This window comes from Janthinobacterium sp. 1L-D-8-B-C4 (genome assembly GCF_057291295.1).
Genome location: NZ_JBXAVX010000003.1, coordinates 145,307 through 165,047 on the forward strand (window position 1 = coordinate 145,307; position 19,741 = coordinate 165,047).

At 62.7% G+C, this 19,741-nt stretch carries 20 protein-coding genes; 14 read left to right on the forward strand and 6 right to left on the reverse strand.

All coding sequences use genetic code 11. The features are described 5' to 3' along the window. Nucleotide 1: 1 nt before the first annotated feature. The 11 genes from der (at nt 2) to AC0Z42_RS06580 (ending at nt 10,476) form a co-directional block, all read left to right on the forward strand. Nucleotides 2–1,348 carry a ribosome biogenesis GTPase Der gene (der, locus tag AC0Z42_RS06530; protein ID WP_485467433.1) on the forward strand — a complete coding sequence of 449 codons (1,347 nt, stop codon included), beginning with the start codon at nt 2–4 and terminating at the stop codon, nt 1,346–1,348. Between the two features lie 238 nt (nt 1,349–1,586). After that, entirely contained in the window at nt 1,587–1,823 is a 237-nt protein-coding gene (gene hfq / locus AC0Z42_RS06535) for an RNA chaperone Hfq (RefSeq protein ID WP_008450615.1), read from the forward strand. A gap of 108 nt (nt 1,824–1,931) precedes the next feature. Next, nucleotides 1,932–3,173 carry a GTPase HflX gene (gene hflX, locus AC0Z42_RS06540; RefSeq protein ID WP_485467434.1) on the forward strand — a complete coding sequence of 414 codons (1,242 nt, stop codon included), beginning with the start codon at nt 1,932–1,934 and terminating at the stop codon, nt 3,171–3,173. A gap of 2 nt (nt 3,174–3,175) precedes the next feature. Then, nucleotides 3,176–4,462 (forward strand): FtsH protease activity modulator HflK, encoded by a 1,287-nt coding sequence (hflK, locus tag AC0Z42_RS06545; protein ID WP_485467435.1) that lies wholly within the window; start codon nt 3,176–3,178, stop codon nt 4,460–4,462. After that, entirely contained in the window at nt 4,462–5,358 is an 897-nt protein-coding gene (hflC, locus tag AC0Z42_RS06550) for a protease modulator HflC (protein ID WP_485467436.1), read from the forward strand. The genes hflK and hflC overlap by 1 nt, the downstream gene beginning before the upstream one ends. 241 nt (nt 5,359–5,599) lie before the next feature. Then, nucleotides 5,600–6,760 carry an ATP phosphoribosyltransferase regulatory subunit gene (locus tag AC0Z42_RS06555; protein WP_485467437.1) on the forward strand — a complete coding sequence of 387 codons (1,161 nt, stop codon included), beginning with the start codon at nt 5,600–5,602 and terminating at the stop codon, nt 6,758–6,760. A gap of 3 nt (nt 6,761–6,763) precedes the next feature. Continuing rightward, complete coding sequence (locus AC0Z42_RS06560) at nt 6,764–8,077, forward strand: adenylosuccinate synthase (RefSeq protein WP_485467438.1); 1,314 nt, start codon at nt 6,764–6,766, stop codon at nt 8,075–8,077. A 63-nt stretch (nt 8,078–8,140) separates the two neighbouring features. Further along, complete coding sequence (locus tag AC0Z42_RS06565; protein ID WP_308925303.1) at nt 8,141–8,686, forward strand: phosphoribosyltransferase; 546 nt, start codon at nt 8,141–8,143, stop codon at nt 8,684–8,686. Nucleotides 8,687–8,753: 67 nt separating this feature from the next. Then, nucleotides 8,754–9,263 carry a GNAT family N-acetyltransferase gene (locus AC0Z42_RS06570; RefSeq protein ID WP_485467439.1) on the forward strand — a complete coding sequence of 170 codons (510 nt, stop codon included), beginning with the start codon at nt 8,754–8,756 and terminating at the stop codon, nt 9,261–9,263. After that, entirely contained in the window at nt 9,260–10,174 is a 915-nt protein-coding gene (locus AC0Z42_RS06575; RefSeq protein WP_485467440.1) for a WD40 repeat domain-containing protein, read from the forward strand. The genes AC0Z42_RS06570 and AC0Z42_RS06575 overlap by 4 nt, the downstream gene beginning before the upstream one ends. Further along, nucleotides 10,171–10,476 (forward strand): NIPSNAP family protein, encoded by a 306-nt coding sequence (locus AC0Z42_RS06580; protein ID WP_485467441.1) that lies wholly within the window; start codon nt 10,171–10,173, stop codon nt 10,474–10,476. Before AC0Z42_RS06575 ends, AC0Z42_RS06580 begins: the two co-directional genes overlap by 4 nt. A 15-nt stretch (nt 10,477–10,491) precedes the next feature. Here the strand turns inward: AC0Z42_RS06580 and AC0Z42_RS06585 are convergent, their stop codons facing one another. Beyond that, on the reverse strand, nt 10,492–11,181 hold the full coding sequence (locus AC0Z42_RS06585) for a hypothetical protein (protein ID WP_485467442.1): 690 nt from the start codon (nt 11,179–11,181) through the stop codon (nt 10,492–10,494). A gap of 174 nt (nt 11,182–11,355) precedes the next feature. Here AC0Z42_RS06585 and AC0Z42_RS06590 point away from each other — a divergent pair, with 174 nt between their 5' ends. Beyond that, a complete protein-coding gene (locus tag AC0Z42_RS06590; RefSeq protein ID WP_485467443.1) occupies nt 11,356–11,982 on the forward strand; it encodes a flavin reductase family protein in 627 nt (208 codons plus the stop codon). A gap of 6 nt (nt 11,983–11,988) precedes the next feature. On the opposite strand, the gene AC0Z42_RS06595 is transcribed toward AC0Z42_RS06590, so the two are convergent. The 3 genes from AC0Z42_RS06595 to AC0Z42_RS06605 form a co-directional block, all read right to left on the reverse strand. Further along, nucleotides 11,989–14,595, reverse strand: a complete 2,607-nt coding sequence (locus AC0Z42_RS06595) for a hypothetical protein (RefSeq protein ID WP_485467444.1) — start codon at nt 14,593–14,595, stop codon at nt 11,989–11,991. Between the two features lie 116 nt (nt 14,596–14,711). Next, on the reverse strand, nt 14,712–16,046 hold the full coding sequence (gene tcuC / locus AC0Z42_RS06600) for a tricarballylate/proton symporter TcuC (protein ID WP_485467445.1): 1,335 nt from the start codon (nt 16,044–16,046) through the stop codon (nt 14,712–14,714). 34 nt (nt 16,047–16,080) lie between these two features. Further along, on the reverse strand, nt 16,081–16,887 hold the full coding sequence (locus AC0Z42_RS06605; RefSeq protein ID WP_485467446.1) for a substrate-binding domain-containing protein: 807 nt from the start codon (nt 16,885–16,887) through the stop codon (nt 16,081–16,083). An 81-nt stretch (nt 16,888–16,968) separates the two neighbouring features. On the opposite strand from AC0Z42_RS06605, the gene AC0Z42_RS06610 reads away from it, so the two are divergent. After that, a complete protein-coding gene (locus AC0Z42_RS06610) occupies nt 16,969–17,883 on the forward strand; it encodes a LysR family transcriptional regulator (RefSeq protein ID WP_485467447.1) in 915 nt (304 codons plus the stop codon). A 12-nt stretch (nt 17,884–17,895) separates the two neighbouring features. Here AC0Z42_RS06610 and AC0Z42_RS06615 read toward each other — a convergent pair whose 3' ends face one another. Then, entirely contained in the window at nt 17,896–18,342 is a 447-nt protein-coding gene (locus AC0Z42_RS06615) for a MarR family winged helix-turn-helix transcriptional regulator (protein ID WP_485467448.1), read from the reverse strand. A 54-nt stretch (nt 18,343–18,396) separates the two neighbouring features. Here AC0Z42_RS06615 and AC0Z42_RS06620 point away from each other — a divergent pair, with 54 nt between their 5' ends. Next, nucleotides 18,397–18,765, forward strand: a complete 369-nt coding sequence (locus AC0Z42_RS06620; protein WP_485467449.1) for a VOC family protein — start codon at nt 18,397–18,399, stop codon at nt 18,763–18,765. Nucleotides 18,766–18,778: 13 nt separating this feature from the next. Here AC0Z42_RS06620 and AC0Z42_RS06625 read toward each other — a convergent pair whose 3' ends face one another. Further along, nucleotides 18,779–19,651, reverse strand: a complete 873-nt coding sequence (locus AC0Z42_RS06625) for a FadR/GntR family transcriptional regulator (RefSeq protein WP_485467450.1) — start codon at nt 19,649–19,651, stop codon at nt 18,779–18,781. Between the last annotated feature and the right edge of the window lie 90 nt (nt 19,652–19,741).

The following is a 19,741-nucleotide window of genomic DNA, read 5'->3' on the forward strand; positions in this document are numbered from 1 at the left end:
AATGAAGCCGGTAATTGCACTAGTAGGTCGACCCAATGTTGGGAAATCGACTTTATTCAATCGTCTGACCCGCTCGCGCGATGCGCTGGTGGCGGATTTGCCTGGGTTGACGCGCGATCGTCACTATGGCGAAGGCCGTGTCGGCGAACGTCCCTTCCTGGTCATCGATACGGGTGGTTTCGAACCCGTCGCCAAGGAAGGCATCATGCACCAGATGGCGCTGCAGACCAAGCAGGCCGTGGCCGAAGCCGACGTGGTGGTGTTCATCGTCGATGGCCGCCAGGGCCTGACGCCGCATGACAAGACCATCGTCGACTTCCTGCGCAAGAGCGGTCGCCCGGTCTTGTTGGTGGTCAACAAGAGCGAAGGCATGCGCTATACGGCCGTGGTGTCCGAATTCTATGAATTGGGCATGGGCGATCCGTATGCGATCTCGTCGGCGCACGGCGACGGCGTCAACGACCTGGTCGAAGTAATGCTGGACCTGGCTTTCTCGCAGCGTCCGGATGAGCCGGAAGAGCTGGAAAAAACCGATCGCGGCATCAAGATCGCGCTGGTCGGCCGTCCGAACGTGGGCAAGTCGACCCTGATCAACACCCTGCTGGGCGAAGAGCGCGTAATCGCCTTCGACATGCCGGGCACGACGCGCGACTCGATCGAGATCCCGTTCGAACGCGATGGCCAGCAATACACGCTGATCGACACGGCCGGTATCCGGCGCCGCGGCAAGGTGTTTGAAGCGATCGAGAAATTCTCGGTGGTGAAAACCCTGCAGTCGATTTCGGAAGCCAACGTGGTGGTGCTGATGCTCGACGCACAGCAGGATATCTCGGAGCAAGACGCGCACATCGCCGGCTTTATCCTGGAATCGGGCCGCGCGCTGGTGGTAGCCGTCAACAAGTGGGACGGCTTGCAGTCGCACGAACGCGACGAGATCAAGATCGATATCGACCGCAAGCTCGATTTCCTGTCATTCGCGCAGATGCATTTCATTTCGGCGCTGAAGGGCACCAACATCGCTCCGCTGATGAAGTCGCTCAACGCGGCGTACGCGGCCGCCATGTGCGACCTGTCGACGCCGAAGCTGACGCGCGCCCTGATCGAAGCGGTGGAGAAGCAGGAACCGCGCCGCAAGGGCTCGATCCGTCCGAAGCTGCGCTACGCCCACCAGGGCGGCATGAACCCGCCGGTGATCGTGATTCACGGCAACGCGCTCGACGCCGTCGGCGATCCGTACAAACGCTATCTGGAAAAACATTTCCGCGATACTTTTGCGCTGGTCGGCACGCCATTGCGAATCGAACTGCGCACCGGTAAAAATCCGTTTGCACGTACGCCGAGCAAGTAAATTAAGCGAGTATTAAGGCGCCGCGGTGATAATGCGGCGCCAGCAGGAAATAATATTGCCATTCATGGGTATTAACGCCAAAATAATAAAGTGTTAATGCGCCATGCGCGACAGCGATCGCGAAAACAGGTTACAGTAGCTGTGACGCATCTTTCTCTATGAGAGAGGTGTGAGAGCACTTGAAATCAAGCGAGTCGCCTCCAATTCTTACACAACAACATAAACAAACGGAGCTGTTATGAGCAACAAAGGGCAACTGTTACAAGACCCATTCCTCAATGCATTACGCAAAGAGCATGTTCCTGTCTCGATCTACTTGGTCAATGGCATTAAATTGCAGGGCCATATCGAATCATTCGATCAATATGTCGTATTGCTGCGCAATACAGTGACACAGATGGTGTACAAGCACGCCATCTCGACCGTGGTGCCGGCCCGTGCCGTCAATCTCAATATTGAATCCGAAGCGGAGTAAAGCGTTGAGCCTGACGGCCCCGCGCCTTTCACCTTCCATCGCCTGCGTCCGTGCCAGCGGCGTTGATGCATCCGCATCGGCGCTTGCGACAACCTGTCTGTTTCCATCATGCGCGCGGCATTAGTCGGAGTTGACTTCGGTCACAGCGACTTTGCCGCCAGCATGGAGGAACTCATGCTGTTGTCGCGCTCGGCTGGCGCCGACCCGATTTCCACCATCACGGCCAAGCGTTCGAGTCCCGATTCGGCCTATTTCGTCGGCAGCGGCAAGGCCGACGAGATTGGCGACGCCGTCGTCAACGATGGCATTGAAATCGTCATCTTCAACCATGCCCTGTCGCCGGCACAGCAGCGCAATCTGGAAAAGCGCCTGAATGTGCGCGTGCTCGACCGTACCAGCCTGATCCTCGACATCTTTGCGCAGCGCGCGCAAAGCCACGAGGGCAAGCTGCAGGTCGAGCTGGCCCAGCTGCAGCATCTGGCCACGCGCCTGATCCGCGGCTGGACTCACCTTGAGCGGCAAAAGGGCGGTATCGGCCTGCGCGGCCCCGGCGAGACGCAGCTCGAGACCGACCGCCGCCTGATCGGCGACCGGGTCAAGGCGCTGCGCGCGCGGCTGGAAAAACTGCACAAGCAACGCGAAACGCAGCGCCGCGCGCGTGGCCGCAATCACACGTTTTCAGTCTCGCTGGTCGGCTATACCAATGCCGGCAAGTCGACCCTGTTCAACGCCGTGACCAAGGCCGGCGTGTATGTGGCCGACCAGCTGTTCGCCACGCTCGACACGACCTCGCGCCGGGTCTATCTTGGCCAGGAAGTGGGCAATGTAGTGATCTCGGACACCGTCGGTTTTGTGCGCGAACTGCCGCACCAGCTGGTGGCCGCTTTCCGCGCCACGCTGGAAGAAACCATCCATGCCGATCTGCTGCTGCACGTCGTCGACGCCTCGTCGCCGGTGCGCATGGAGCAGATCGAGCAGGTCAACCTGGTCTTGAAAGAGATCGGCGCCGATCATATTCCGCAAATTCTGGTGTGGAACAAGATCGATGCGGCCGGGCTGGAGCCTTCGGTGGAGCGCGATGAAAATGGCGTGCTCAGCCGCGTGTTCGTCAGCGCGCACAAGGGCAGCGGGCTCGACCTGTTGCGCGAGGCCATCGTCGAGATGGCCAAGAGCGCACCGCGTTCGGCCCACCTCTATCAGTACGATGCAGCACAGGACGGCCAGACGATCGACGCGCAGCAAGAGCAAGACGATGACGCTGGCCAGCACGATGGCGCCGCCCGGGACCAGACCGAAGAAACTGGCCCGGACGATGGTAATTCCACCCACTCCAAAGTCGGAACACGATAGTTATGCTTGTCTCCCTACTCAAAAAAACAGGCTTGAAGTTGTCCCTGAATGACCCCCGCTGGGGCAATAACAAGGACGACGGCAAGAAAGCCCAAGAAGGCAAAAAGCCCGGCGAAGGTCCGCCGGACCTCGATCAGCTGTGGCGCGATTTCAATCAGCGCCTGAACGCCTTTTTTGGCCAGAAAAACCGTCCCGACAACGGCGGCAATAACAACGGCAACAACAACGGCAGCGGCCCGCGCCCGGACATGAAGGGCGCCGGCATTACCGCCGGCGTGGTCGGCGTGATCGCCGTCTTCATCTGGCTTGCCAGCGGCGCCTTTATCGTGCAAGAGGGCCAGAGCGGCGTAGTGCTGACGTTTGGCGAATACACGCGCACGGCGCCGGCCGGTCTCAACTGGCGCTGGCCGTATCCGTTCCAGACCGATGAAACCGTCAATGTGTCGCAGGTGCGCACGGTGGAAGTGGGCTACCGCCAGTCGCTGCGCACCAAGCAGGCCGACGAGTCGCTGATGCTGACCGACGATGAAAACATCATCGATATCCAGTTTGCCGTGCAATACACGCTCAATGATCCTGTCAAATGGCTGTTCAGCTTGCGCGACCAGGAAGACACCTTGCGCCAGGTCGCCGAAACGGCGATCCGTGAAGTGGTCGGGCGTAGCAAGATGGACTTTGTGCTGTACGAAGGTCGCGAGAAAGTGGCCTTTGACACGCAGAAGTTGATGCAGCAGATCCTGGATCAGTACAAGTCCGGTGTGTTGATCAACAACGTGACGATGCAGGCGGTGCAGCCGCCCGAGCAGGTGCAGGCGGCGTTCGACGATGCGGTGAAAGCGGGCCAGGACCGCGAACGCCAGAAGAACGAAGGCCAGGCCTATGCCAACGACGTGATTCCGAAAGCGCGTGGCGCCGCCTTCCGCCTGATGGAAGAAGCCGAAGCGTACAGCGCCATGGTGACCGAGAACGCCGCCGGTAATGCGTCGCGCTTCAAGCAGGTGCTGGTGGAATACCAGAAGGCACCGGCCGTGACGCGTGACCGCATGTACCTGGAAACCATGCAGACTGTGTTCAGCAGCGCCAGCAAGGTCATGGTTGACGCGAAAAGCGGCAGCAACCTGCTGTATTTGCCGCTCGACAAGCTGATCGCCCAGACGGCTGCGACCGACGCCAGCGCCGCTGCCGCGCGCGCCGCCGCCCCTGCCACCACCACTGTTTTGCCACAGGACGCCATGCCGACAGTAGAAGTCAATACGCGCCGCTCTTCGCGTGAACGGGAGAGCCGCTGATGAACCGTATCGTAGCCGCCCTGATCGCGGGCTTTATCGCGATCATGCTGCTGTCCTCGACCGTGTTCGTGGTCGACGCGCGCAAGTATGCAGTCGTCTTCGCCCTTGGTGAAGTCAAGGATGTGATCAGCGAGCCGGGCTTGTACTTCAAGCTGCCGCCGCCATTCCAGAATGTCATGTATCTGGACAAGCGCATCCTGACCATGGACACACCGGAGCCGGAGCGCTTCATTACGGCCGAGAAGAAAAACATCCTGGTCGACGCCTATGTGAAATGGCGCATCACCAATCCGAAGACGTATTTCCGCAGCTTCGGCGGTGATGAAAACCGTGCGCGCAACCGCATGTCGCAAATCGTCAAGGCTGCCCTGAACGATGAAATCACCAAGCGCACCGTGCGCGAAGTGATCTCGGGCCAGCGCGGCAAGGTGATGGAGGCGATCAAGGCCAAGGTGGCGGCCGAGGCCGTGGCCATCGGCGTGGGTATCGTCGACGTGCGCCTGAAACGCGTCGACTACGTCGAGCAGATCAACAACTCGGTGTACGAACGCATGAAGTCCGAGCGCGTGCGCGTGGCCAATGAACTGCGTTCCACCGGTTCGGCCGATTCCGAGAAGATCCGCGCCGACGCCGACAAGCAGCGCACGGTTATTCTGGCTGAAGCCTACCGCGAAGCCGAGAAGCTGCGCGGCGAGGGCGACGCCAAGGCTTCGCAGATCTACGCCGAAGCGTTTGGCCGCAACCCCGAGTTCTACAAGTTCTACCGCAGCCTGGAAGCCTACCGCGCCACGTTCAAGGACAAGGGCGACGTGATGGTGGTCGATTCGAGCTCGGAGTTCTTCAAGTACTTCAAGGGCAATGGCCCGGCCGGTGCCGCAGGCGCCGCCAAAAAGTAATCCAGGGGCAGTACTTCAGGCGGGGCCGGCAGCGATGCCGGCCCCGTTTTTTTATGTGCGCGTTGGCGATGCGGGCAGGGGAAATGCGCGGTTTTTTTGCCCTGGGTTATCGCCGTGGCGACAACTTATCCCTAAAGCTACACTTTTTCGCGTAAAATATCAGGTTCGGCCTCTTGCCTGGCGCGCCTGCCGCTGCCTCGCCTGATGCATTTTTCAACTTTCTTCCGTATCTCGCTCCCTCATGCCGAATTGGCTTTTGCCCGAAAATATTGCCGATGTATTGCCGTCGGAAGCGCGCAAGATCGAAGAGCTGCGCCGCCTCATGCTGGATAATTTCCGTCTGTACGGATATGAACTGGTGATGCCGCCGCTGCTCGAATATCTGGAGTCGCTGATGACCGGCGCCGGCAAGGATACCGATCTGCGCACCTTCAAGCTGGTGGACCAGCTGTCGGGCCGCATGCTCGGCCTGCGTGCCGACATGACCACGCAAGTGGCCCGCATCGACGCCCACCTGCTCAACCGCGCCACCGTGACCCGCCTGTGCTACGCCGGCAGCGTGCTGCATACCCGTCCGTCGGGCCTGCACGCCACGCGCGAACCGCTGCAGATCGGCGCCGAAATCTATGGCCACGCCGGCCTGGAAGCCGATGCCGAAATCCAGGAACTCGCGCTGGCCTCGCTGGCCCTGGCCGGTTTCGACGCCGTGCGCCTCGATTTGTCGCACGTCGGCCTGTTGCGCGCTATTATTGCGCAGGACGCATCGGCGGTTCGCGACGAAGCCGCGCTGTACAGCCTGCTGCGCGCAAAAGATGCGCCAGGCTTGCGCGCCCTGACCGCGTCGTATGACGCTGTCACGCGCGACGCGCTCTTGGCCCTGCCGAACCTGTATGGCGACATCGACGTGCTGGCGCGTGCGCGCGAAGTATTGCCGCCATTGCCGGGCGTACAAAAAGCGCTGGCCGAACTGGCCGCGCTGGCCGGTTCCGCCATTGGTCGGGCCGAAGTGGCGATCGATCTGGCCGACCTGCGCGGTTACCAATATGAAAGTGGCGCGATGTTTGCGCTGTATGTACCTGGCTTGCCGAACGCGGTTGCGCGCGGCGGCCGTTATGACCACGTCGGCGAAGCGTTCGGCCGGGCTCGTCCCGCGACCGGCTTCTCGCTCGATTTGCGCGAACTGGCGCGCCTGTTGCCGACCGCGGAGCGCAAGCATTCGATCCGTGCGCCGTGGGGCAGCGCGCCGGAATTGAAGGAAAAAATCGCCGAGTTGCGCAAGGCGGGCGAGGTCGTGATCCAGAGTTTGCCGGGTCACAGTAATGAACAAGACGAGTTCGAGTGCGATCGCGTGCTGGTACTTGCCGATAATGGTAGTAGCTGGATTCTTAAAAACTTAGGTTGAGTGATGTCAAAGAAAATTATGGCAAAGAACGTCGTTGTCATCGGCACCCAATGGGGCGATGAAGGTAAAGGCAAGATCGTCGATTGGTTGACCGATCACGCCCAGGGTGTGGTGCGCTTCCAGGGCGGCCACAATGCAGGCCACACGCTGGTCATCGGCGGCGTCAAGACCGCGCTGCAACTGATCCCTTCGGGCATCATGCGTCCAGGCGTGGCCTGCTACATCGGTAACGGTGTGGTGGTGTCGGTGCCGGACGTGCTGCGCGAAATCGACAAGCTTGAAAAAGTCGGCGTCGAAGTTGCCTCGCGTTTGAAAGTGTCGGACGCGGCGCCCGTGATCCTGCCTTACCACACCGCGATCGACCTGGCCCGTGAAGTCAAGCGTGGCGATGCAAAGATCGGCACCACCGGCAAGGGCATCGGCCCGGCCTACGAAGACAAAGTGGCGCGCCGCGCGATCCGTATCGCCGACCTGCTCAACGAGAAGCGCTTTGCCGAAAAGCTGGCCGAAAATCTCGATTACCATAACTTCGTGCTGGAACACTACCTGAAGGCGCCGAAAGTCGACTATCAGAAAACCCTCGACGACGCGCTGGCCTACGTGCCGCGTCTGCGTCCGATGGTCACCGACGTGTCGAGCGCGCTGTACGCAGCGCACAAGGCCGGCGCCAACCTGCTGTTCGAAGGCGCGCAGGGTTCGCTGCTCGACGTCGACCATGGCACCTATCCGTTCGTCACCTCGTCGAACTGCGTGGCCGGCAATGCCGCCGCCGGTTCGGGCGTCGGTCCTGGCATGCTGCACTACATCATGGGCATCACCAAGGCTTACACCACGCGCGTCGGCTCGGGCCCGTTCCCGTCGGAACTGCCGACCGATGCCGGCGTTGGCCATCACCTGGCGCAAGTGGGCCATGAATTCGGCACCGTGACGGGCCGCGCCCGCCGCTGCGGCTGGTTCGACGCCGCCTTGCTGCGCCGCTCGGTGCAGATCAACGGCGTGTCGGGCATGTGCCTGACCAAGCTGGACGTATTGGACGGCATCGAAACGCTGAAGCTGTGCACCGGCTACACCATCGATGGCGTCTCGGTCGACATCTTCCCGTCGGGCGCCGAAGAAGCGGCCCGCTGCGTGCCGGTGTACGAAGAAATGCCAGGCTGGACCGAAAGCACGGTCGGCGCGAAATCGCTGGCGGCCCTGCCGGCGACAGCGCGCGCTTACATCAAGCGCATCGAAGAGCTGGTCGGCGTGCCGGTCGACATGGTCTCGACCGGTCCGGATCGCGAAGAAACCATCGTCCTGCGCCACCCGTTCGAATAAACGCGTAGCACCCCAATCCGCCGCAAGGCGGATTTTTTCAAGCAAGCATAAAGACAGAACATCATGACTACGCCACAAAGCAATGACCAGCACCTGTGGGTGAACTGGGAAGAATACCACCGCCTGATCGAGCGCCTGGCGCTCAAGGTCCACGAATCGGGCTGGAAGTTTGACCAGGTGCTGTGCCTGGCGCGCGGCGGCGTGCGCCCCGGCGACGTGTTCTCGCGCATTTTCGACCTGCCACTGGCGATCCTGTCGACCAGCTCGTACCGCGAAGACAAGGGCACCACCCAGGGCGACCTCGATATCGCCAAGTACATGACCATGACCAAGGGCCCGCTGGCCGGCCGCATCCTGCTGGTCGATGACCTGGCCGACTCGGGCGTGACGCTCGACAAAGTCACGCGCCACCTGAAGGACAATTTCCCAGGCGTGACCGAAGTCAAATCGGCCGTGATCTGGCTGAAAGGCTGCTCCGTCGTGCGTCCCGACTACTTCCTGGAAGAGCTGCCGCACAACCCGTGGATACACCAGCCGTTCGAAGACTACGACGGCCTGCGTCCGCACCAGCTGGCGGCGTGGATCAAGAAAGGCGAAACGGGCAAGTAAGCACTTGCGCGTTGGCAGAAAAAAGACGATCGTGTATCGTCTTTTTTTTCGTTTGAAGGAATTGCGCATGACCATCCTGCACACGGCGCGCCTGCGCCTCGAACCCGTCACCGAGCGACATTACGAGGCCATGCACGCCATGAACTCGGATAGCGAAGTGATGACTTACCTCAATGCCGGCCAGCCGGAGACCGAAGAACACACGCGCGCCGCCGTTGCCCGCATCATGGGGCGCTGGGCCGAGTGGGGATATTCGTGGTGGGCCTTGATCCGTACCGAAGATGAGGTGCTGGTCGGCCTGGCTTGCTTGCAGCATCTCGACGGTGACAAGACGGAGCCGCACGAAATTGGCTGGCGCCTGGCGCGCGCGGGCTGGGGCCAGGGTTACGCCAGCGAAGCGGCCAATGCCATCTTCGCGCATGCGTTCAAGGTGGTTGGCGCGCCGTTTGTGGTCGCCGTGGCCCACCCTGACAACGCCGCCTCGATCAAGGTCATGACGCGCTTGGGCATGCGCTACACCGGCATGGAAAAACACTATGACGAAGACTGCGTCGTATATCGCCTGGATCGCCCATGAAAGCGTTGAACCTGGGCTGTGCCTATAGCGTGCAATTCTCTCCCGATGGCACGCGCCTGGCGGTGCTCGGCCGCGACCTGATTTTCTGGGACGTTGCGGCGCGCCAGAAGCTGTGGCGCTGCAAGCCGGTGCCGCACTGTTCGGCGATGGCGTTTTCGCCCGACGGCAGCCAACTGGCGGTGAAAAGCACTACCGGCCTGCTGGCAGTAGTCGACGCCGCATCGGGCGACATGATCGTCAACTTTCGCAACAAGAAGGATGGCGAAGGCAGCGGCCCGGCCTGGTCGCCGTGCGGACAATACATCGCCGACGGCGGCTGGAATGGCCGCCTGCAAGTGCGCGAGGCCGCCACCGGCAAAGTCATGTTTGCGCAGGAGCACCCGGGCGAAATGCTGCGCGGCGCGTATGCCGTGGACGCCAGCCAGCGCCTGCTGGTACTGCATGGCGTTAAATCGGTGGCAGAAGGCCAAGTGCAGCCACCCGATTACGTTACCGCATGGGACTGGCCTTTGACGGCGGGAGGGGGGCGTGTCGTCGTGTCGCTTGCCGGCTTGAGTTCAATCGCCGCCTCGCCAGATGGGCAATACCTGGCCGCGCTGCACCGCGCCGATGGCGTTGAACGGTTGTCGGTGTTTGCGCTGGCCGATGGCAAGCTGCTGGCCAGTACGCCGGTCGGGCAGGGCGGCGGCACCGGCAACGCACTGTGCTGGTCGCCCGACGGCAGCACAGCAGGGCGCATCGGCAAGGGCAAGCTGGAGTTTTACGGCTGGCCGGGACTGGCGCTGCGACACGAGCTGCCGTTCATCTACCCGTGCGCGCTGGCGTTCCTGCCGGGCACGCCTTTGGTGGCGATTGGCTCGTGGGAAAAGGGTGCGCTGGTGGAGTTGAAACTGAATGAGGAAACAATATGATCACCTGCTATCTGCGTTATGTCATCGACCCATACAAGCTGAAAGAATTCGAAGCCTATGGCAAGCTCTGGATACCGCTGGTCGAGCGTTTTGGCGGCCAGCATCACGGCTATTTCCTGCCGTCTGAAGGCGCCAGCAATGTGGCCTTGGCGATGTTTTCTTTTCCGAGCCTGGCGCTGTACGAACAATATCGCATCGACTCGCTGCAGGACGCAGAATGCCAGGCGGCGTTTCGCTACGCCGAAGAGACGCGCTGCATCGTCAGCTACGAACGCAGTTTTTTCAGGCCGGTATTTGGCTGACCTGGCCACGGTGCGCTAAAACCGTATCGGACACGGCGCCGCCGTGCCCTCGCCAAAACCGGCATAACCGGACCTGGCGCTGAGGTTCAGCGTCATGCTGCCCTTGTCGGGCAGATAGATGCAGTATTCGCCGGTTGCCGTGATGACGCGGTAGATGCGCTTGGGGTCGTTCGGTGCGCTCCACAGTTCGATGCGGGCCGCTTCATGCCACTTCGGCTTGACGGCAGCGTGCGCTTCGGAAAACCCTTTTGCCAGCCGTGTCTGCGGCGTATCGGCAGGCTTGAGGAATTCCTGCGGATGCTCGGCGCGCAGCTGGCGGTCGATGGCGCCAACGGCTTGCAGGGCCCGTTCCGCCAGCGGGAGGGCTTCTGGCGTAGGCGCTGCCGGCACCGGTTCGGCGGCCAGGGTATCGCCTGGCGCGCTGGCTGGCGCGGCAGTCACTGGTCTGGCTGAGGGCTTCTCCTGCCTCGCTGGCGGGTTTGCCGGCACGCGCGAGGGTTTGGCCGGCGGCGCAGACGGTACAGTGGCGAGGTGCGGTGGTTGCAGCAGCTGTATCCAGACTCTTTGGTCGTGTTCCTCGCTTTCCCGCACTGGCCGAGTGACCGCCCAGAACAGCGCCAGATGCAAGAGCGCCACGGCGGCGATGGCCCAGCCTGGACGGCGTTGCTGCAAAACAAAATGGTGCTGCGCAAGCATGGTGCTCATCTGTTCATGTTTCCCATGAGTAAGGTGCCACCAGTATGCAAATTTGCAACAATGCTGTAAACAGCTTTCGCACGGTATGCGGATGGCGCGCCCGAAGGTAGCGCAATATGCGCCCTGGCGATGATTTTGTTAAGCTGCCATTCGGGCCTTCCACCACAGACCACAGGAACACGCATGAGCAACAACATCCATTTTTATGAACCCGCCCAAGGCCACGGTCTGCCGCACGACCCGTTCAACGCGATAGTCGGGCCGCGGCCGATCGGCTGGATCGCCACCCGCAGCAGCGCCGGCGTGCTGAACCTGGCGCCCTACAGTTTTTTCAATGCCTTCAACTACACGCCGCCGCTGATCGGCTTTGCCAGCATTGGCCGCAAGGACACTTTGCGCAATATCGAAGAGAACGGCGAATTCGTTTGGAACCTGGCCACGCGGCCGCTGGCCGAGGCAATGAACGCCAGCTGCGCGCCGGCGCCGCCCGAGGTCGATGAATTCGCGCTGGCCGGCCTGACGCCGCTCGCCTCGCGCATGGTGCAGGTGCCGCGTGTGGCCGAAAGCCCGGTGGCCTTCGAATGTCGGCGCACGCAGATCATCGAACTGCAGGGCCTCAACGGCGATGGCGTCGGCAGCTGGCTGGTGCTGGGCGAGGTGGTGGGCGTGCATATCGCGCGCCATCTGCTGAAGGACGGCGTGTACGACACGGCCGCCGCCGCACCGATCTTGCGCGGTGGCGGGCCGGCCGATTATTTCGAGATTGGCCAGGACAGCCGGTTCCAGATGCGCCGGCCAGCCTGGCCTTGATACTCCTTATGGCCAGACCTTGTCGGTCCAGTCACGCCACGCTTTCAGGCGCGTCGGTTCGGCACCCAGTTGCGCTGCTTTCCACTGGCCATACTGCTGTTCCTGCTCGGTGGTGATCTGGGTGTACTGGTTCCAGTTCATGTAGCGCGACCCGTCGGCGCGGATGCCCAGCGGCTGCTTGCTGCTGTCGAGGCAGTAGCGAAAGCCCGAGACGTTTTCGGCGTCGCCCAGCATGGTGTTGTTTGGATCGCAGCGGCGCCAGCTGGCGACAGGCTGGCTGGTGTAGAGCGTATTGAACATCGCGATGCCGCCGTTGATCACCTTGACATACATGTCGTCGCCCATTTCGTCGAGGAAATGGAAACGGTTGCGCGCCACGCCTTCCGGCACCGACTTGTCGAGGTAGTTGACGATGTCGAGGTGCTTGAGCACTTGCGCGCGGCCGTAGCGGCCGTCATTGGCCACCAGGTCCGGCTGGTTCGGGTCATACAGCACGATGTCGTTGTTGACGTACTGGGCCGACTTGATGCGCGCCTGCAGCAGGCGCACCACGTGCGCGCTTTGCGCCGAGCGCGCCGCTGGCGTGGCGTCGCCGACCAGCTGGGCGATATAGTCGTCGAACGCGGTCAGGTAAGGCCAGTCCATCGGGTAATTGACCCAGCCGCTCTGGCCGCCCGGATTGACCGTCATCTGCAGCTGGTACCACTGGTTGCTGCGGTAGTAGGAGCCGACGATATTGTTCGTTTCCCACGCCGTCACCCATTCGCGCGTGATCCTGCCATTGGCGTCCTTGTCTTCCTGGTACACCATGTGCGGCGCCAGGAAGAACAGGCTGACGGTATTGAACGGCCAGCCGTGCGCTTCGCCGCGGCCCTTCCAGGCGCCGGTGGTTTTGTCTTTCTCGCCGATAAACCATTGCTGATTGCCTTCGAGCGCAAAGTCCTGCGCCAGCTCCCACTGCTTGACGCTGGTCCAGTGCAGCATGCTCGCTACCGCGCGCTCGATAAAGGCATTCGTGCCGAAGGCGTTGGCCGGGCCGGCCTGCGTGGTGCTGGCGGCCGCCAGTTGCTGCAGGTTGGCGGCACCGACCTGCGCGCCGAACTGGCCGTTGTTCGCAATATGATTGCCGCGCCCGCCACCAAGGTAGTTATAGCCTTCCCAGCCCGAGATATAGAACATGTCCATGATCTGCGCGCGCTGGTCCGGCGTCAAATGGCTCCAGTCGGCCATGTTGCCGTTCGGATTCTTGTGCGCCGTCAGCCAGCTGATCAGTTCCAGGTATTTGCCGTTCGGGTTCTTCATGCCCTGGCCCGGAAAGGCCGCGCCGTTGGCAAAGCCGGAGCCGTCGGCCCTGGTCGGCCACACGTCGAGCGGGTGGATGGTCGGCAGCCAGGCGTTCCAGTCGGGGAACTGCAGCGCGACCGGGATTTCACGCGCATTCAGGGTGGCGTTCGGATTCATGACGGCGTCGACGTCGGCCTGCGAGATCGACAGCGGCTGTGTAACATCTTTGCCGAACAGGGCCTTGAGCGCATCGGCAGGCGAACTGAGCACGGCTTCCAGGCCGGCGCCGGCCGACCAGGCGGTGGCGCAGTCGGCCGTGTGGCAATCGAGGCCGGGGCCGGGCTGGTACGGTGGATTCCATGGCCGCGCCCTGGCCACATACGGCACCTCGTTCAGGCTCGAGCGCAGGAAGGCCACCAGCTGGTTGCCCTGCGTGTCGCTCAGGCCATGGAAGCGGCTGCGCTGCACGATGGCATTGTTCGAATAGTTGAAGTATTGCAGGTCGCGCCCGTTTTCCGCATGGCAGGAAGCGCAGGCGGCTTGCAGTTTGCGCGCCACGATGGACGACTTCGACAGCACGCCATGGCCGTACCACAATTCCTTGCCGGCCTTGGCATCATCCGGATCGATGGCGGCGATGGCCGCCGGCGTGCGCTCGCTGGCCGGATCGAAACGTTCGATGGTATTGCTGCCGATGTCTGTTGCGGCGCCATCGCGCAGTTGCACGTCGAGCACGCGGTAGCCGTTCGATTCGCCATCGGTGCCGTTGAAGCGGAACTGCACCCGGTTGCGCCCCGGCAAAGCCACCAGGCGGGCGCGCGTGGCGGCGTCCAGCGCGACGGTGATGCGGGTGGTGTACATGCCGCCGTTCAGGCCGCCATGCAGGCGTTCGTCGTCGGCCAGGGTGACGTTGGCGTCGGTGATGTCGATCCATGGCACGCCGGCCGCGTCGGCGTCCGCCACGCCACCGAGGATGCGCACGCTAGCCTTGACCTTGACCGGCAGTTCGCTGGCGGCCTCGAACTCTGGCGCGCCGTAAAAGCCGCAGCGGTGGCACTGGAACCATAGTTGTGCCACGTCGGGCAACTTGCCACTGGCCACGCCCAATGCCGCTTCCGCGATCACCGGCTGGCCCGGCGAGCCGTTGCCCAGTACCTCCAGCGGCAGTTGCAGCACTGTTGCTGGCGCGTTCACCGTCAGCGACGCGGCGAGGGCGGGCGACGCCGTGCTGGTACCGTCTCCGCCACAGGCGCCCAGCAGCAGGGCCGTGGCCAGAGCCAGCGCAAATACCGGTCGCAGGCCGCGCCTGCGATGTCGTGTGATAGTCATGATTGTTATCCCTTTTAATTTATTTCCGTATGGAAACTTTGTCCGGGAAGACTATCAGAGGACTATTTTCTTGCCATCCCCCAAAAGGCGGGGAGCGTATCGCTGGATGCGGCGCGTCAGGCGACGACCGGATGGCGCTCCCTGACGATGCCGCGATAGATCAGCCACGTGGCCAGCAGGCTGATGGCGCCGGCGCCGGCCATCCAGTAGCCTGGCGCCGCCTTGTCGCCGGTGCTCTCGATCAGCAGGGTCGACACCAGCGGCGTCAGGCCGCCGAACAGCGCGGTGGCCAGGCTGTAGGCCAGCGAAAAGCCGGTGGTGCGCACGCTGGCCGGGATGATTTCGGTCAGCGCGACAATGGTGGCGCCGTTGTAGCTGCCGTACAGGAAAGACAGCCACAGCTCGACCATCAGCATATGGTCGAAGCTGGGATGGTTGACCAGCCACGACAGCGACGGATACGCGGTCAGCATGGTCAGCGCCGCGCATGCCGCCATGATGGGCCAGCGGCCGATGCGGTCGGACAGCGCGCCCATCACCGGCAGCCAGATGAAGTTCGACAGGCCGATGCACAGCGTGACGAGCAGGCTGTCTTCGGTGCTCAGTTTGAGCACGCTCTTGCCGAAGGTCGGCGTGTAGACGGTGATCAGGTAGAACGCCACCGTCGTCAGCACGATCAGCATCGCGCCGGTGACCACCAGCGGCCAGTTCAGGCTGATGGTCTTGAGCATCTGGCGGAAGGTCGGATGCGACTTGCGCGCCAGGTAGGCCTCGGTTTCCTGCAGTGAGCTGCGGATATAGAACACCACCGGGATGATCGAGCAGCCGATGAAAAAAGGAATGCGCCAGCCCCAGTCGGCGATGAAGGCAGGGCTCAGCGTCTGGTTCAGGAAGTAGCCCAGCGCGGCCGAGAAAATCACGGCCACCTGCTGGCTGGCCGACTGCCAGCTGACATAAAAACCCTTGTTGCCGGGTGTCGCCATCTCGGACAGATACACCGACACGCCGCCCAGCTCGACGCCGGCGGAAAAGCCCTGCAGCAGGCGCCCGATCAGCACCAGGAACGGCGCCAGCAGGCCGATGGTGGCGTAACCTGGCACGAAGGCGATCAGCGCCGTGCCGGAAGCCATGATGGCCAGGGTCAGCACCAGGCCCTTGCGCCGGCCGATGCGGTCAATATAACTGCCAAGCAGGATGGCGCCCAGCGGGCGCATGAAAAACCCTGCGCCGAAGGTGGCGAAGGTCATCATGAGTCCGGCGAATTCGCTGGTGGCGGGGAAGAACGCCCTGGAAATATACGTCGCGTAAAAGCCGAACAGGAAAAAATCGTACATTTCGATGAAGTTCCCGCTCGTCACCCGGATGACGGTGCCGATGCGCGAAGGAGTGCGCTGCGGTTCTTGCTGCGCTACCGACGCGATGTCGGGTGTGGCGGTGGATGAAGTGGCCATGATTTACCTGATGATCAATAGTGAAGGGGCGTGGTCAGTGCGTGGTTGCCGTGCTTGCTGTCGCTGCCGGCAGCAGGCCGGTGGCCTCGATCGCGCCGGCGCTGGCTGGCGCGGCAAGGAAGCGCAGCAGGGCGCGTCCGGCTTCCGGCTGGCTGGCGCCCTTCACCAGCGCGGCTGAAAACTCGGTCATCAGCTGCACCTGCGCCGGCAGCAGGCCGACGATATCAATGCCTTCGACCGGCATCAGTTCGCTGCGCTGCTGGCAGCCGAAATCGGCCTGGCCGTGGGCGATGATTTCGCCGACCGGCGTGGCGGGAATTTTCGCCGCCTTGCCCTGCATCTGCCCGGTGATCTGCAGCTTGTCCATCAGCTGCTTCTCGATGTATTCGCCGCTGGCGCTGTCGGAATAAGCCACCTTGTTCGCCTTCAGGAAGGCGCTGCGCAGGCCCTCGGTGGTGCTGATGTCGGGTTTGGCCGCGCCGTGGCGCACCGCGCAGGCAATCGGCGAATTGGCCAGCACCACCTTGCTGCCGGGGACCAGGCGGCCTTCCTGCATCAGCTTGTCGAGCGCATCGCCGACCATGATGACGACGTCGATCTGCTCGCCGCGCGCCAGCCGCGCCGGGATCGCATTTTTGGTGGCGCCCATCGACGGTCCCCATTCGGACAGCAGATGGTCGCCGCTGGCGCGCTCCCAGGCGGGTGCCAGGTTCCTGTAGGCCTGGGCGAAGCCGCCCGAGCTGACCACGCGAATGTCGGCGGCGTGCGCTGCGCCGGCGGCAAGCAGCATCAGGCCAGCCAACATGGGTGCGGAGCGCCGCACCAGCTTGTGTTGAAACATCTTGTCTCCTCCGATGATGAATGGCCCATCATCGTTGAAGTGGCATAATTTGATAATTGCAATTTATCCAGGGATTAATGCATGCAGCGCATCAATTACGATCTCCACGATCTGCAGGCCTTTGTCGCCGTGGCCGAACGCAGCAGCTTTCGACAGGCCGCCGCCGATCTTTTCATCTCGCAGCCGGCGCTGAGCCGCCGGATTGAAAAGCTGGAAGATGCGCTGGGGGTCAGGCTGTTCGAACGCACCACCCGCCGCGTGCAGCTGACCAATATCGGGCAAGTGTTCCTGGTCAATGTGCGCGATGCGCTCAATGGCCTGGAAGACGCCGTGCTGGGGGTGGCCGACCTTGCCGCGCACCGCACCGGTACGGTGACGTTTGCCTGCGTGCCGTCGGCCGTGTGGCATTTTTTGCCCGACGTGCTCAAGCGCTTCAGCACGCAGTTTCCGAAAATTCGCGTACGCGTGCATGATGAAAGCGCGCAGGATGTGCTCAACCTGGTACTGGCCGGCGAGGCGGATTTCGGCATCTGTTTTACCGGCGCGGAAAATCCCGAGATCCATTTCCAGCCGATCTATGTCGAGAGCTATGTGCTGGCGATGCGGCACGACCATCCGCTGGCCAAACGCAAGAAGCTCAGTTGGAAAGATACCGTCAATGAACGCTATATCGCGGTGGCCAAGTCGAGCGGCAACCGCAGCGTGCTCGATGCCGCGCTGTCCGGCGTGGAAAAGCATCCGTGGATCTCGTGCGAGATCAACCATGTGTCGGGCGTGCTGGCGCTGGTGGAGTCGGGCCTGGGCGTGGCGGCGGTGCCGGCGCTGTCGATCCTGCCGGAACGGCAAAGCATGGTGGTCGGCGTGCCGCTGGTCAACCCTGCCGTGAAACGCACGCTGGGACTGATCAGCAAGCACCAGCACGCGATGCCGCCGGCCTCACGCACCCTGTTCGAGATGCTGGTGGCCAGCATCGCCAGGCAAAAGCGGCCGGCGTGAGCGTTGCTGGTGCTATTCGTCCAGGGCGGCCGCACAGCGCTTGAGCAGCTCGCACAGCAGCCGCGCCTCGTCGCTTGAGAGCCTGGAGAGCATTTGCCGCTCCACCGCGTCGGCGGCTTTTGCGCCATCGAGCACGGCCTGCTGGCCGGCCGCCGTCAGCTCGGTCATGATGACGCGGCCGTGCTCAGGATGCGGGCTGCGCGCGATCAGGCCGGCGCGGTCCAGATTGACGAGAATCGCCTGCATGGTCTGCGGCGTGACGAACGCCGCGCGCGCCAGCTCGGCATTCGAGATGCGCGGATTGCCGGCCACGGCCAGCAACACCGCATTTTGCGGCGCCGTGATGCCTACCCGCCCAAGCTCGGCATCGAGGCGTTGCCGCAATCGATGCTGCGTGATTTTCAGGTTGTAGCCGATCCAGTCGGCGCCGCGCCGCGGCGCCAGCTTTTCCGTTGACATATCAGTAGCCTTATATTAATATCAGTGACCTTATATTACTTTACAGGAGCTACCATGACAAGCCCGCTCGGCCCCGATTTCATCGCCTTGCAAGTGCGCGACCTTGCTGCATCGCGCAAGTTCTATATCGAGACCTTCGGCTTCGAAGCCTCGGCGCACTGCCCGCCGGGCGCCGTCATTTTCAGGACCGAGCCGATAGCCCTGGCGCTGAGAGAGCCGCTGCGTGCGCTGCCCGAAACCGGGCCGCTCGGCGTGGGCATGGTGCTGTGGATCGCGTGCCTGGACGCCGATGCGCTGCACGACCTGATCGTCCAGCGCGGTGGCGTGATCCTCGCACCGCCGGCAGACGGCCCTTTTGGGCGCTTCTTTGTGGCCAGCGACCCCGACGGCTACGCGCTGACCTTTCATACGGCGCGCGCCTGACCTGGCGCAAGCCTTATTTCTGCATGATGGGGTCGCGCCCCAATTTACGCGCCAGCGCGCCGCCGTCGCCGCGCCAGAATTCGCGGTCGGCCAGGCGCACCCGTTCGGCCGCGTGCTGCATGTGCTCCATCGCCGCCTGGCGCGCCGCCTGCGGGTCGCCGGCGGCAATCGCCTGGACGATTTTTTCATGTTCGCAGCGCACCTCGACTGAAAAATCGGCGCGCCGCGCTTCGTTGGCGCGCGTCACCTTCACGGCCGAGCGGATCGGGTCGGCGAACATGGCGACGAATTTCGGCCAGTAGGGGTTGCCCGTCGCTTCGGCAATGCACAGGTGCAGCCGCACGTCTTCCTCGACGCCGTCGACGCCGTTGGCCACCGCTTCCTCGATGCGCCGCAGTGCGTGTTCTATTTCGGCCAGCTGGCCCGGCGTGCGGCGCACGGCCGCCAGTGCGGCGATCTCCGCTTCCAGGCCCTGGCGCACTTCGATCAGGTTCAGCAGCGATTGCACCGACTGCTCCGTCAGGGCATCGCCACGTTCACCACTTTTCAAACCATCCTGGGCGCACACAAACGTGCCGCTGCCCTTGCGCGTGGCCACCACGCCGTCGGCCTGCAGCACGGCGATCGCTTCGCGCAGCACCGTGCGGCTGACGCCGAAATGGCTGGCCATCGCCTGCTCCGAGGGCAATCGCGTGCCGCCCGCCAGGCCGTCGTTCTGGATCTGCTGGCGCAGCCGTGCCGCCACCCGCGCGCCCAGGGTGCCGGCGGCAAAGCTGCCGGCGGCCGGTTCGGGGGCGGGCAGGGTAAAACTGAACGAGCGGTCCATCGGCGTGTCCTTGTGCTGGCGGTAGAAAATCGGGCGGGCTTGAAAGTGCTTGCCTGACATTATATGAAACATACAGCTTGACACCCATAAAACACACACATAATATACAGCCATACAAATTATAGACAACTTGCCAGCCACCTGCGGTGG

Excerpts from the sequence above, each read along its gene's own strand:
- der (WP_485467433.1), top strand. The coding sequence starts at position 2 with ATGAAGCCGGTAATTGCACTAGTAGGTCGACCCAATGTTGGGAAATCG.
- hfq (WP_008450615.1), top strand. The coding sequence starts at position 1,587 with ATGAGCAACAAAGGGCAACTGTTACAAGACCCATTCCTCAATGCATTA.
- hflX (WP_485467434.1), top strand. The coding sequence starts at position 1,932 with ATGCGCGCGGCATTAGTCGGAGTTGACTTCGGTCACAGCGACTTTGCC.
- hflK (WP_485467435.1), top strand. The coding sequence starts at position 3,176 with ATGCTTGTCTCCCTACTCAAAAAAACAGGCTTGAAGTTGTCCCTGAAT.
- hflC (WP_485467436.1), top strand. The coding sequence starts at position 4,462 with ATGAACCGTATCGTAGCCGCCCTGATCGCGGGCTTTATCGCGATCATG.
- AC0Z42_RS06555 (WP_485467437.1), top strand. The coding sequence starts at position 5,600 with ATGCCGAATTGGCTTTTGCCCGAAAATATTGCCGATGTATTGCCGTCG.
- AC0Z42_RS06560 (WP_485467438.1), top strand. The coding sequence starts at position 6,764 with ATGTCAAAGAAAATTATGGCAAAGAACGTCGTTGTCATCGGCACCCAA.
- AC0Z42_RS06565 (WP_308925303.1), top strand. The coding sequence starts at position 8,141 with ATGACTACGCCACAAAGCAATGACCAGCACCTGTGGGTGAACTGGGAA.
- AC0Z42_RS06570 (WP_485467439.1), top strand. The coding sequence starts at position 8,754 with ATGACCATCCTGCACACGGCGCGCCTGCGCCTCGAACCCGTCACCGAG.
- AC0Z42_RS06575 (WP_485467440.1), top strand. The coding sequence starts at position 9,260 with ATGAAAGCGTTGAACCTGGGCTGTGCCTATAGCGTGCAATTCTCTCCC.
- AC0Z42_RS06580 (WP_485467441.1), top strand. The coding sequence starts at position 10,171 with ATGATCACCTGCTATCTGCGTTATGTCATCGACCCATACAAGCTGAAA.
- AC0Z42_RS06585 (WP_485467442.1), bottom strand. The coding sequence starts at position 11,181 with ATGAGCACCATGCTTGCGCAGCACCATTTTGTTTTGCAGCAACGCCGT.
- AC0Z42_RS06590 (WP_485467443.1), top strand. The coding sequence starts at position 11,356 with ATGAGCAACAACATCCATTTTTATGAACCCGCCCAAGGCCACGGTCTG.
- AC0Z42_RS06595 (WP_485467444.1), bottom strand. The coding sequence starts at position 14,595 with ATGACTATCACACGACATCGCAGGCGCGGCCTGCGACCGGTATTTGCG.
- tcuC (WP_485467445.1), bottom strand. The coding sequence starts at position 16,046 with ATGGCCACTTCATCCACCGCCACACCCGACATCGCGTCGGTAGCGCAG.
- AC0Z42_RS06605 (WP_485467446.1), bottom strand. The coding sequence starts at position 16,887 with ATGTTTCAACACAAGCTGGTGCGGCGCTCCGCACCCATGTTGGCTGGC.
- AC0Z42_RS06610 (WP_485467447.1), top strand. The coding sequence starts at position 16,969 with ATGCAGCGCATCAATTACGATCTCCACGATCTGCAGGCCTTTGTCGCC.
- AC0Z42_RS06615 (WP_485467448.1), bottom strand. The coding sequence starts at position 18,342 with ATGTCAACGGAAAAGCTGGCGCCGCGGCGCGGCGCCGACTGGATCGGC.
- AC0Z42_RS06620 (WP_485467449.1), top strand. The coding sequence starts at position 18,397 with ATGACAAGCCCGCTCGGCCCCGATTTCATCGCCTTGCAAGTGCGCGAC.
- AC0Z42_RS06625 (WP_485467450.1), bottom strand. The coding sequence starts at position 19,651 with ATGTCAGGCAAGCACTTTCAAGCCCGCCCGATTTTCTACCGCCAGCAC.